The organism is Serratia sp. EC4, assembly GCF_059652115.1.
The window spans coordinates 514,147-527,046 of record NZ_JBNIDE010000001.1 but is presented as its reverse complement, the minus strand read 5'-3'; the positions used below and the strand labels follow the sequence as shown (position 1 = coordinate 527,046).

General features: G+C 53.6%; 9 protein-coding genes. 7 read left to right on the top strand and 2 right to left on the bottom strand.

Going from position 1 to position 12,900, the window contains the following annotated elements; translation table 11 throughout:
- Nucleotides 1–52: 52 nt before the first annotated feature.
- The 4 genes from rssB to ACP39K_RS02375 all read left to right on the top strand — a co-directional run bounded on the left by rssB (nt 53) and on the right by ACP39K_RS02375 (nt 4,601).
- The gene (rssB, locus tag ACP39K_RS02390) at nt 53–1,066 is read left to right on the top strand and encodes a two-component system response regulator RssB (RefSeq protein ID WP_261267370.1); all 1,014 of its coding nucleotides are present in this window, start codon (nt 53–55) and stop codon (nt 1,064–1,066) included.
- Nucleotides 1,067–1,279: 213 nt separating this feature from the next.
- Entirely contained in the window at nt 1,280–2,197 is a 918-nt protein-coding gene (gene galU / locus ACP39K_RS02385) for a UTP--glucose-1-phosphate uridylyltransferase GalU (protein ID WP_015378094.1), read from the top strand.
- A 40-nt stretch (nt 2,198–2,237) separates the two neighbouring features.
- Nucleotides 2,238–3,581 carry a UDP-glucose dehydrogenase family protein gene (locus tag ACP39K_RS02380; protein ID WP_028127468.1) on the top strand — a complete coding sequence of 448 codons (1,344 nt, stop codon included), beginning with the start codon at nt 2,238–2,240 and terminating at the stop codon, nt 3,579–3,581.
- A gap of 9 nt (nt 3,582–3,590) precedes the next feature.
- Entirely contained in the window at nt 3,591–4,601 is a 1,011-nt protein-coding gene (locus ACP39K_RS02375) for an NAD-dependent epimerase (protein ID WP_197788957.1), read from the top strand.
- A gap of 186 nt (nt 4,602–4,787) precedes the next feature.
- Here ACP39K_RS02375 and hns read toward each other — a convergent pair whose 3' ends face one another.
- Nucleotides 4,788–5,195 (bottom strand): histone-like nucleoid-structuring protein H-NS, encoded by a 408-nt coding sequence (hns, locus tag ACP39K_RS02370; protein ID WP_004932170.1) that lies wholly within the window; start codon nt 5,193–5,195, stop codon nt 4,788–4,790.
- A 699-nt stretch (nt 5,196–5,894) separates the two neighbouring features.
- On the opposite strand from hns, the gene ACP39K_RS02365 reads away from it, so the two are divergent.
- Nucleotides 5,895–6,479, top strand: a complete 585-nt coding sequence (locus tag ACP39K_RS02365) for a thymidine kinase (protein WP_015378091.1) — start codon at nt 5,895–5,897, stop codon at nt 6,477–6,479.
- 119 nt (nt 6,480–6,598) lie between these two features.
- Here ACP39K_RS02365 and adhE read toward each other — a convergent pair whose 3' ends face one another.
- On the bottom strand, nt 6,599–9,271 hold the full coding sequence (gene adhE, locus ACP39K_RS02360) for a bifunctional acetaldehyde-CoA/alcohol dehydrogenase (protein ID WP_016927492.1): 2,673 nt from the start codon (nt 9,269–9,271) through the stop codon (nt 6,599–6,601).
- Nucleotides 9,272–9,802: 531 nt separating this feature from the next.
- Between adhE and ACP39K_RS02355 the strand changes: the two genes are divergently transcribed.
- Together ACP39K_RS02355 and ACP39K_RS02350 are read left to right on the top strand one after the other, a co-directional pair.
- The gene (locus tag ACP39K_RS02355; RefSeq protein WP_015378089.1) at nt 9,803–10,447 is read left to right on the top strand and encodes a YchE family NAAT transporter; all 645 of its coding nucleotides are present in this window, start codon (nt 9,803–9,805) and stop codon (nt 10,445–10,447) included.
- A gap of 696 nt (nt 10,448–11,143) precedes the next feature.
- The gene (locus tag ACP39K_RS02350; RefSeq protein ID WP_016927493.1) at nt 11,144–12,781 is read left to right on the top strand and encodes an ABC transporter substrate-binding protein; all 1,638 of its coding nucleotides are present in this window, start codon (nt 11,144–11,146) and stop codon (nt 12,779–12,781) included.
- The last annotated feature ends 119 nt before the right edge of the window (nt 12,782–12,900 follow it).

The window sequence follows — 12,900 nt, the reverse complement described above, 5'->3', positions numbered from 1 at the left end:
AGTGACCTTTTTGAGCCACTATTACACTATGGAAAGGGACGAGGCTCGGCTGATGGCATTACCACTCACTCACAAGCGCATCTTGATCGTTGAGGACGAACAGGTTTTTCGTTCCGTGCTGGTCGGTTATCTGACCTCGCTGGGCGCTGAAACCGGCGAGGCGACCAACGGTTTACAGGCGCTGAGTGCCGTCGATGACTTCAAGCCGGATCTGATTCTGTGCGATCTCGCGATGCCGGAAATGGGCGGTATCGAATTTGTTGAACATCTTCGTTTCCAGGGGCTGCAGATCCCGGTGCTGGTGATCTCGGCCACCGACAAGATGGCCGACATCGCCAAGGTGCTGCGGTTGGGCGTGCAGGATGTGCTGCTCAAGCCGCTGACCGATCTCAATCGCCTGCGTGAAGCGGTGCTGGCGTGCTTATACCCCAATATGTTCACCTCCCAGGCGATTGAAGAGGTTGAACTGTTTCAGGACTGGGATGCGTTGAGCAAAAATCCTTCCGAAGCCGTCAAACTGCTTAAGCAACTGCAGCCGCCGGTACAGCAGACCATTGCGCATTGCCGGATCAACTATCGGCAGTTAACCACCGGCGAAAATCCCGGCCTGGTGCTGGATATCGCCGCCTTGTCAGAAAAGGATCTGGCATTCTATTGTCTGGACGTCACGCGCGCTGGCGATAATGGCGTATTGGCGGCATTGCTGTTGCGCGCATTATTTAATGGGCTGCTGCAGGACCATCTGGCTAATCAACAGCATCGTTTGCCGCAAATGTCGGCATTGTTAAAGCAGGTTAATCAATTATTGCGGCAGGGGAAATTAGACGGTCAATTCCCTCTGTTGTTGGGATATTATCACGCCGAAAATAAAAACCTGATTCTGGTTTCCGCCGGGCTGCATGCCAACGTCAATACCGGTGACAATCAAATCCAGTTGAGCAACGGCGTGCCGCTGGGGACGCTGGGGGCTACCTACATGAATCAGATCAGCCAGCGTTGTACCGCCTGGCAATGTCAGGTATGGGGCAGCGGTGGCCGATTGCGACTGATGCTCAGCGCTGAATAGCAGGCAGCGATCGGCGCGATCTTAAGCTATTTACTTATCTGTAATTAAACCGTTTATTTATTCTCCGGATTATCCGAACGGGTAATAGTCCTAAATGTTTTCTATTTGTGTTCTGGTTAATGCTCGGCGCGCATAAGCTGGTATACTCCGAAGGTTTTTTTATATCGAGCCCAAGCTCATAAAATGAGCGCTTTAGCTTTAAGAGAGGAAATAATGCCTGCTGTAAATCGCAAAGTCAGAAAAGCCGTGATCCCGGTTGCAGGCTTGGGTACGCGGATGTTGCCGGCCACCAAAGCCATTCCGAAAGAAATGCTGCCGCTGGTTGATAAACCTCTGATCCAATACGTCGTCAATGAGTGCATTGCGGCGGGGATTAACGAGATTGTGCTGGTCACCCACTCCTCCAAGAACTCGATCGAAAACCATTTTGATACCAGTTTCGAACTCGAAGCGATGCTGGAAAAACGCGTCAAGCGCCAATTGCTGGATGAAGTGCAGTCGATCTGCCCGAAAGGCGTTACCGTGATGCAGGTTCGTCAGGGTAATGCCAAAGGCCTGGGGCACGCGATTATGTGTGCCTACCCGATGGTGGGCGATGAACCGGTCGCGGTGGTGCTTCCGGATGTGATCCTCGACGAATACAGCGCCGATCCGAAAAAAGACAATCTGCACGAAATGCTGCAGCGCTTCGAAGCCACCGGCGTCAGCCAGATCATGGTTGAACCCGTGCCGCATAAGGATGTCGGAAACTACGGCGTAGCTGACTGTAAGGGCGTTGATTTGCAACCGGGCGAAAGCGCGCCGATGGTCAGCGTGGTTGAGAAACCGTCGCCGGATAAAGCCCCTTCCAACCTGGCGATTGTCGGTCGTTACGTGTTGTCCGCCGATATTTGGCCGCTGTTGGCGAAAACGCCTCCAGGCGCCGGCGATGAAATTCAGCTGACTGACAGCATCGAAATGCTGATGCAGCAGGAAACGGTGGAAGCGTATCACCTGAAAGGCGTGAGCCATGACTGTGGTAACAAACTGGGTTACATGCAGGCCTTCGTGGAGTACGGCATGCGTCATGCCAGCCTGGGCAAAGAGTTTTCTCAGTGGCTGCAGCAGGTTGTTGCCGCTGACAAGAAGTGATTTGATCTTTCGTCTTAATTTGAAAAACTAGGATTTTCACATGAAAGTAACAGTTTTTGGTATTGGTTATGTGGGGCTGGTACAGGCCGCCGTGCTGGCTGAAGTTGGCCATGACGTTATGTGCATCGATGTTGACGAGCGAAAAGTCGAGAACCTGAAAAAAGGGAATATCCCGATTTTTGAACCGGGCCTGACGCCGCTGGTGCAGCAAAACTATGAGGCTGGGCGCCTGCATTTCACCACCGATGCCAAAGCGGGCGTGGCGCACGGGAATATCCAGTTTATCGCCGTCGGTACGCCGCCGGATGAAGACGGTTCCGCCGATCTGAAATATGTCACCGCGGTGGCGCGCACCATCGCCGAGCACATGACCGATCGCAAAGTGGTGATCGACAAATCTACCGTGCCGGTCGGCACGGCGGACAAAGTGCGTCAGGTGATGGCGGAAACGCTGGCAAAACGCGGCAGCAACGTGCCGTTCGACGTGGTGTCCAACCCTGAATTCCTGAAGGAAGGTGCTGCGGTGGCTGACTGCATGCGCCCTGAGCGCATCGTGATCGGTACCGATAATAAAGAGGTGATCGAGCCTATTCGCGAGCTGTACGAGCCGTTTAACCGCAATCACGATCGTATGATCATGATGGATATCCGCAGCGCGGAGCTGACCAAATATGCCGCCAACTGCATGCTGGCGACCAAAATCAGCTTTATGAACGAAATGTCCAACCTGGCGGAAATGTTGGGCGCGGACATCGAGAAAGTGCGTCAGGGCATCGGTTCCGATTCACGCATCGGTTATCACTTCATCTACCCTGGTTGTGGCTACGGCGGTTCTTGCTTCCCGAAAGATGTTCAGGCGCTGATCCGCACGGCGGAGCAGATCGGTTACCAACCGAAGCTGTTGCAGGCGGTAGAGCAGGTCAACTACCAACAAAAAGACAAGCTGAACAGCTTTATCAAAGACTATTTCGGCAGCGATTTGAAGGGCAAAACCTTCGCACTGTGGGGCCTGGCGTTCAAGCCGAATACCGATGACATGCGTGAAGCGTCCAGCCGTGTGCTGATGGAGCAGCTGTGGGCTGCCGGCGCCACCGTCCAGGCCTACGATCCGGAAGCGATGAACGAAGTTCAGCGCATCTATGGCCAGCGCGACGACCTGAAGCTGATGGGTACCAAAGAGGCTGCGTTGCATGGCGCCGATGCTCTGGTGATCTGCACCGAATGGCAGAATTTCCGCGCGCCGGACTTCGATGTGATCAAGAGTGCGTTGAAACAGCCGGTGATCTTCGATGGACGTAACCTGTACGATCCTGAGCGTTTGGCGAATCGCGGCTTTACCTACTATGCGATTGGCCGCGGTGCCTCGATTAAACCGGTTATTTAAGGAGTGGGCATGAAATTCCTGGTTACAGGCGCCGCAGGGTTTATTGGTTATCACGTTGCAGAGCGTTTGTTGACCGCCGGGCATCAGGTTGTCGGCATCGATAACCTGAATGACTATTATGACGTGGGCCTGAAAATGGCCCGTCTGGACAGGCTGGCGGATAAGCCGGGATTCCGCTTCATCAAGCTGGATTTGGCCGATCGTGAGGGCATGGCGGCATTGTTCGCCGAGCATCAGTTCCAACGAGTCATTCATTTGGGTGCCCAAGCCGGCGTGCGTTATTCGCTGGTCAACCCGTTGGCTTATGCGGACGCTAACCTGATCGGTCATTTGAACGTTCTGGAAGGCTGCCGTCATAATAAGGTCGAGCATTTACTTTACGCTTCCTCCAGCTCTGTTTATGGCCTCAATCGCAAGTTGCCGTTTGCTACCGAAGATTCTGTCGACCACCCTGTGTCACTGTATGCGGCAACCAAAAAAGCCAATGAGCTGATGTCACACAGTTACGCTCATTTATACGGTCTCCCGACGACGGGGCTACGCTTCTTTACCGTATATGGTCCCTGGGGGCGTCCGGATATGGCGCTGTTCAAGTTTACCAAGGCCATATTGGCGGGGGAGAGCATCGATGTATATAACCACGGTGAAATGCACCGTGACTTTACTTACATTGATGATATCACCGAGGCGATTGTGCGGCTGCAGGCGGTTATTCCGCAGGCAGATCCGTCATGGACCGTTGAACAGGGATCGCCGGCGACCAGTTCCGCGCCGTATCATGTTTATAATATCGGCAATAACACCCCCGTTAAACTGATGGAATATATCACGGCGTTGGAGCAGGCTTTGGGGGTAACTGCCCGCAAGAATATGCTGCCAATGCAACCTGGCGACGTGATGGATACCAGCGCGGATACCGCAGCGCTTTATCGTGACATTGGTTTTAAGCCGGAAACCAGCGTTGAAGAGGGTGTGAAGCGCTTTGTTGATTGGTATAAGGCATTCTACCAGGTTCAATAATTGAACGAGGGTATATGCGAAAAAGGGGCCTTAGGGCCCTTTTTTTACGCTGGAACCTCATGCAAGGAACAAAATGCGAATTAGGATATTTACTAAAAGGAAAGGGATGAGGCAGGATCACGTCGATAAGCTTTAAAATGAAAAGGCCCCCCGCAGGGAGCCTTTCAGATACGGGCCGAATCGCTATTACAGCAGGAAATCGTCCAGAGATTTACCTTGCTCTTCGATAGCTTTCTTAATCACCGCAGGAGTACGGCCTTGGCCGGTCCAGGTTTTCAATTCGCCGTTTTCGTCTTTATATTGGTATTTAGCAGGACGTGCTGCGCGTTTTGCTTTACCGGCAGCCTTGTTGGCAGCCATGGTTTGCAGCAGTTCATTCGGATCGATACCGTCAGCAATCAGCATTTCGCGGTATTGCTGCAGTTTACGGGTGCGTTCTTCGATTTCTGCTTGAGCCTGGCTGTCTTCTTCGCGACGTTCGTTCACAACAACTTCCAGTTTCTCGAGCATTTCTTCCAGCGTTTCCAGTGTGCATTCTCTTGCCTGGGCGCGCAGAGTGCGGATGTTGTTCAAAATCTTTAATGCTTCGCTCATTGTCCTAGTCTCAAATTATATTGGTGGGGGGCGTCTCGATAATAATAGAGCGCTATTTTCTTTTCTGCAATAGCCAAATTGACTTGAATACTCAAATTTACCTTTTAAAAAACCGTTAATCGGATCTGTCCGACTAATATAGGAAGGGCTGTTAACTATTACCCTTGTCGCACTTAAGTCAAAATTTCAACAGGCATGCTTTAAAAGGCGCGTGTCGCAAGGCTTTCATCGATAAGTTATCGCCGTAATTTATATCAATATTACAATGGGTTCTGTGGGCTTAATCACGTCATGGCTAGGCAGACATTGTAAACAATAGGGGTATATAGGTAAAGATTGCGTCAGGAAACGTCGGGGACAGCGAAGGTGATTAAATGCCCTGTATTGGCCCCGAGTATAATAGACTGGCGCGCCGTTGCGGTTGCGGCACCCGCCGCGGTGAAACCGTGATTATGCATTAATGGGCAAATGATCGCGGTTAACCATTAGCAAGAATTAATAGTGATGACAGGCATACATTATCCTGTAAATAGCTGTAAAAGGAACGGGCCGACAGAACGATATGTTTCGCTTGAAAGCGCATTATTACGGCGAACGCAATATTCGTTCGCTTTGGGCTGAGCCTGGGGGCGGCTTATGGTACACTTACCGTCCTAATCGACATTTGAATATTTCTTATACCATCGGAGTTGCGGGGCCATGGCTCAACTTTATTTTTATTACTCTGCGATGAATGCCGGCAAGTCCACCGCGCTGCTACAGTCTTCATATAACTATCAAGAACGTGGTATGCGCACGCTGGTGTTCACTGCGGAGATCGATCACCGCTTTGGCGTAGGTAAGGTCAGCTCGCGCATCGGTTTATCCTCGCAGGCCCAGCTCTATAACAACGACTCGATGCTGTACGCCATGATTCAGCAAGAGCATCAACAGCAGCCGGTGCATTGTGTGCTGCTGGATGAAAGCCAGTTCCTGACCAAGGCGCAGGTTGAGCAATTGTGCGATGTGGTGGACCAACTGGACATTCCCGTATTGTGTTACGGCCTACGTACCGATTTTCTCGGTGAGCTGTTTACCGGCAGCCAATATTTGCTGGCCTGGGCCGATAAGCTGGTGGAATTGAAAACCATCTGTCACTGTGGGCGCAAAGCCAATATGGTGTTGCGTTTGGATGAAAACGGCCAGGCGATGCACGCCGGTGAGCAGGTGGTGATTGGCGGTAACGAGAGCTATGTCTCCGTCTGCCGCAAGCATTATAAAGAGGCGATTCACTCCCTGGAATAGGGGAGAAAACGCCGCCAAAGCCCGCTGAGGCGTTTTGGCGGCGTGAGTCGAAATGCAGCGCCTCCGGCGCAATAAAAAACCCGCCGTTTGGCGGGTTTTTTTATCGGTTTACAAAACCGTTATTTCTTGGGCTTCTTTACCGCAGCTTTGGCTGCAGCCGGAGCTGCCGCTTCCTCGTCGACCGCTTCGCTGAATTCGCGGCCGTAGAAGGTATCCAGCATGATTTGCTTCAGTTCGGCAATCAGCGGATAGCGCGGGTTGGCGCCGGTGCATTGGTCGTCGAACGCGTCTTCCGACAGCTTGTCGACTTTCGCCAGGAAGTCCGCCTCCTGCACACCCGCCTCGCGGATGGAAGTCGGGATGCCCAACTCGGTTTTCAACTCGTCCAGCCAGGCCAGCAGTTTCTCAATCTTCTGCGCGGTGCGGTCGCCCGGCGCGCTCAGGCCGAGATGGTCGGCGATTTCAGCGTAGCGGCGGCGCGCCTGAGGGCGATCGTACTGGCTGAAGGCCGTCTGCTTGGTCGGGTTGTCGTTCGCATTGTAGCGAATGACGTTGGAAATCAGCATCGCGTTGGCCAGGCCGTGCGGAATGTGGAACTCCGAACCCAGCTTGTGCGCCATGGAGTGGCAAACCCCGAGGAAGGCGTTGGCGAAAGCGATACCGGCGATGGTGGCGGCGTTGTGCACGCGTTCACGGGCAACCGGGTTTTTCGCGCCTTCTTTATAGCTGGCCGGCAGATACTCTTTCAACAGTTTCAACGCCTGCAGCGCCTGGCCGTCGGAGTATTCGTTCGCCAGCACCGAGACGTAGGCTTCCAGCGCGTGGGTGACCGCATCCAGACCGCCGAAGGCGCACAGGGATTTCGGCATGTTCATCACCAGGTTGGCGTCGACAATCGCCATGTCCGGAGTCAGCGCATAGTCGGCCAGCGGGTATTTCTGCCCGGTAGTGTCGTCGGTGACGACGGCGAACGGCGTGACTTCCGAACCGGTGCCTGAGGTGGTGGTGATGGCGATCATTTTCGCTTTCACGCCCATTTTCGGGAACTTGTAGATACGCTTGCGGATGTCCATGAAGCGCAGCGCCAGATCCTCGAAGTGGGTTTCAGGATGTTCGTACAGCACCCACATGATTTTCGCGGCGTCCATCGGCGAACCGCCGCCCAGCGCGATGATGACGTCCGGTTTGAAGGAGTTCATCTGCTCGGCGCCTTTGCGCACGATGCTCAGCGTCGGATCGGCTTCCACTTCAAAGAACACTTCGGTTTCGATGCCGTGAGACTTCAGAACCTTGGTGATCTGGTCGGCATAGCCGTTGTTGAACAGGAAACGGTCGGTCACGATGAAGGCGCGTTTCGCCCCGTCGGTCGCCACTTCTTCCAGCGCGATAGGCAGCGAGCCACGGCGGAAGTAGATCGATTTCGGAAGTTTATGCCACAACATGTTTTCTGCTCGCTTCGCTACAGTTTTCTTGTTGATCAGGTGTTTAGGTCCGACGTTTTCAGAGATGGAGTTACCACCCCAGGAACCGCAACCCAGCGTCAGCGAAGGCGCGAGTTTGAAGTTGTACAGATCGCCGATACCGCCCTGAGAAGCCGGGGTATTGATCAGAATGCGAGCCGTTTTCATTTTATCGCCGAAGTAGGCGATGCGAGCCGTTTGGTTATCCTGGTCGGTGTACAGGCAGGACGTGTGGCCGATACCGCCCATGGCGACCAGTTTTTCGGCTTTGGCGACGGCGTCTTCGAAGTCTTTGGCGCGGTACATCGCCAGGGTAGGCGACAGTTTTTCATGTGCGAAAGGTTCGGACTCGTCGACCAGCTTCACTTCACCGATCAGCACTTTGGTGTTGGCCGGCACTTTGATGCCTGCCATTTCGGCGATTTTCGGTGCGGATTGCCCGACGATGGCCGCGTTCAGGCCGCCGTTTTTCAGGATGATGTCCTGCACCGCTTTCAGTTCTTTGCCCTGCAGCAGATAGCCGCCGTGGGAAGCGAAGCGTTCGCGTACCGCATCATAGATAGCGTCAACGACGATGACCGACTGTTCGGAAGCACAGATAACGCCGCTGTCGAAGGTTTTGGACATCAGGATAGAGGCGACCACGCGTTTGATATCTGCGGTTTCGTCTACCACGACCGGCGTATTGCCGGCGCCGACGCCGATGGCCGGTTTGCCGGAGCTGTAGGCGGCTTTCACCATGCCCGGGCCACCGGTGGCGAGGATCAGGTTGATGTCAGGGTGGTGCATCAGCTGGTTGGACAGCTCGACGGTAGGCTGGTCGATCCAACCGATGATGTCTTTTGGCGCGCCGGCGGCGATAGCGGCTTGCAGCACGATATCGGCGGCTTTGTTGGTGGCATTCTTCGCACGCGGGTGCGGCGAGAAGATGATGCCGTTACGGGTTTTCAGGCTGATCAGCGCTTTGAAGATCGCGGTAGAAGTTGGGTTGGTGGTAGGAACGATACCGCAAATCAGGCCGATAGGTTCGGCGATGGTGATGGTACCGAAAGTGTCATCTTCAGACAGGATGCCACAGGTTTTTTCATCTTTATAGGCGTTGTAGATGTACTCGGAAGCGAAGTGGTTTTTGATCACTTTGTCTTCGACGATACCCATTCCGGATTCTTCCACGGCCATTTTGGCCAACGGGATACGGGCATCAGCAGCGGCGAGGGCGGCAGCGCGGAAGATTTTATCCACTTGCTCTTGAGTGAAGTTGGCATATTCGCGCTGGGCTTTTTTGACACGTGCGACAAGCTCGTTCAGTTCAGCGACATTCGTTACAGCCATAATGCTCTCCTGATAATGTTAAACTCTTTCAGTAAATAAGCCGTGCGAGCCACTAGTATAGTCATAACGGGAATAAACGGTGATTCGAATACCGGGGCTTTCCCGCGTTATTTCTTCGCATGCTGCTGATTTGCTTAAAGAGCTTTACCCTACGCCAACCGGAGGGGCAGGCAGTGAAGAGAACGGAACCGGCTGGATTGCCACCGACTTTGTTCTACTCCCTGACTACGACTAAGAGCTTACCCACTGTTGGGTAGTTGATTTGTGATCTAAATCATGAAAAGTGCAAGCTGACACCTTTCAGCTTGGCGATGTTGAGAGTGATTATCAATAACTGTGATCGATGACTCTTTTTTCAACATAAAAAATCAAAAGGCCATACATCACTTTAACAAAGGGCATTTGTTTTGTTGCCTAACTTGCTGGTAGTCAAAAATGCTGCTCTGGCCGGATGGATTACCCGCGGCAATTCCATTACATTAGCGCGCATAGGCAGCACACCTTTTTATAGCACTTAACGCGGAGCCATCTGTGGGCCAATCTCTGTTGGATCTTTCCGGCTTTATCAAGTTCTTTGTCGGTCTGTTTGCGCTGGTCAACCCGGTGGGCATCTTGCCGGTGTTTATCAGCATGACGAGCTACCAGGCGGAAGCAGGGCGCAATAAAACCAACCTGACCGCCAACCTGTCGGTCGCCATTATTCTGTGGACATCGCTGTTCCTGGGCGAAGGGATCTTGCGGATGTTCGGCATCTCCATCGATTCGTTCCGCATCGCCGGCGGTATTCTGGTGGTGACCATCGCCATGTCGATGATCAGCGGCAAGCTGGGAGAAGACAAACAGAACAAACAGGAAAAATCGGAGAGCGCGATCCGCGAGAGCATCGGCGTGGTGCCGTTAGCGCTGCCGCTGATGGCGGGGCCGGGGGCGATCAGCTCCACCATCGTGTGGAGTTCCCGTTATCACAACTGGCAAAGCCTGCTCGGTTTTACGGTCGCGATCGCCTTGTTCGCCTTTTGCTGCTGGTTGTTGTTCCGCGCCGCGCCGCTGTTGGTGCGTTTGCTTGGGCAGACCGGCATCAACGTGATCACCCGTATCATGGGTCTGTTGCTGATGGCGCTCGGGATCGAGTTTATCGTTACCGGCATTAAGGCGATATTCCCCGGCCTGTTGTAATACCCTTTGTTTAGCCGCGCACCTTTCGCCTTGGCGCGGCTAAAATTAATTTTAAAGTTTAAATTATTTATTGGTTCGCATTATTATAGTGCACAGGATGAATAAAATTTATGCGGTTGCACTCTTATGTTGCATAAATCTCATGTTGCTGTGCAAAAAAAACGCTAAGCGTTATTTCAGACACTTTTCCTCCCCCATTTCCGCGCGTTTTGCCCCCGCTCAACGGTAAAGCTGTTGTTAAATTAATCACATCATTCTGTGGGGCTTGTCTCACTTTCATCCAGGTGTTATTAGTGATTAACCGACCATAGGCAGGTGTTTGTTCTTTGAATGTCCGGATTGTTAACTGAATGTTTCTTTGTGCGGTAATGAGATTGCGTTGATGGTTTCAAATGAAATGATTTCGTCTTTTTTTTCTTTAAAATCATAGCGATGATTTTGTTTCTCCGCGTCCCCGAGCTTGGGGGCCGGATCGGGCTTCGTGCGATAAAAGAGAATTGCTTAACATTTTCGTAAAATTTATTGGCTATGGAATTTGGCTTCTGCTAATTTCCGAGCAACTTTCCCGTGGTCAATTAACTGAAATGCGCCATAAAAACGGGAATGATTTTTGCTGGTATCCGTTTATTTAGAATTCTTATAAACACTTCACAAACTTCGATAAGCGATGCTTGTCGGTGAAAAGGAGCCTCGATTATGCAGCAAACCCTGAAGCGCACTTCTTTGACCTTGTTGATTAGCGGCGCGCTGAGCGTCGGCGCCATAAATAGCAGTTTGGCGGCGGAAGTGCCGGCCGGCGTTCAGTTGGCGCAGCAGCAGAATATTGTGATCAACAACGGCAGCGAAGTGGCTTCATTGGATCCGCATAAGGTCGAGGGCGTACCGGAAAGCAATATCATTCTTAACCTGCTGGAAGGGCTGGTGAGCACCGACGCCAACGGGCATGTGGTGCCGGCGGCGGCGGCGAGCTGGGAAAACCAGAATTATCAGCAATGGACCTTCCACTTGCGCCCCGGCGCGGTGTGGAGCGATGGCAGTCCGGTGACCGCGCAAGACTTCGTCTACAGCTGGCAGCGTCTGGCCGATCCGAAAATCGCCTCGCCCTATGCCAGCTACCTGCAATACACCAAAGTCGACAACATCGACGACATCCTGACCGGCAAGAAGCCTCCGCAGACCCTCGGCGTCAAGGCGCTGGACGACCAGACGCTGCAGGTGACGCTGAGCGAGCCGGTGCCGTATTTCATCAGCATGTTGAGCCACACGTCGCTCAAACCGGTGAAACGCGCGGTAGTGGAGAAATTCGGCGATAAATGGACGCTGCCCGCCAACTACGTCGGCAACGGCGCTTACCGCCTGAAAGAGTGGGTGGTGAACGAGCGCATCGTACTGGAGCGCAGCCCGAGCTACTGGAACAACAAGCAGACGGTGATCAATCAGGCGACCTTCTTGCCGATCGCTTCCGAAGTCAGCGACGTCAACCGCTTCCGCAGCGGCGAGATCGATATCACCAACAGCGCGATCCCGCCGTACCTGTACGTCAAAATGAAGCGCGAAGTGCCCGAGCAACTGCACGTTAACCCATATCTGTGCACTTTCTATTACGAACTCAATAACCAGCGGGCGCCGTTCACCGATCCGCGGGTGCGTGCGGCGGTGAAGATGACGCTGGATCGCGACATCATCGCCAACAAGATCATGGGCCAGGGGCAGATCCCGGCCTACAGCTTCACGCCGACCTTTACGGAAGGCGCCAACTTTACGCCGCCCGCGTGGGCCGGCTGGAGCCAGGAACAGCGCAACGCCGAAGCCAAGAAACTGCTGGCGGAAGCGGGTTACAGCGACGCCAAGCCGCTGAAGTTCTCGCTGCTGTACAACACCTCCGATCAAAACAAACAGCAGGCGATCGCCGCCGCGTCGATGTGGAAAAAGAACCTCGGCGCCGACGTCACGCTGCGCAATCAGGAGTGGAAGACCTCGCTGGAAAGCCGCCATCAGGGGCAATACGACGTGGCGCGCGCCACCTGGTGCGGGGATTACAACGAGCCCAGCGCGTTCCTGAACCTGGTGCTGTCCAACAGCAGCATCAATACCGTGTTTTATAAGAGCCCGGCGTTCGACGCCATCATGGCCGCCACGCTGAAGGCGCCGGATGAGGCCGCGCGCGCCGCGCTTTATCAGCAGGCAGAAGCGCAGTTGGATAAAGACTCCGCGTTGATCCCGGTGTATTACCGCGTCAGCGCGCGGTTGATTAAGCCGACGGTAGGCGGGTTCACCGGCAAAGATCCGCTGGACTATACCGACGTTAAAAATCTGTACATTATCAAGCAGTAAAAGGGGTATTCCTCTCGCTAGCTCGCGGAGGAATATAGGGAAGGCCGGCCGCCGCATTCGTTCCGCGGCGGCGGGAAACAGAGTCCGCTTACGGGCAACGCAGGTTCCACGAAGAGCCT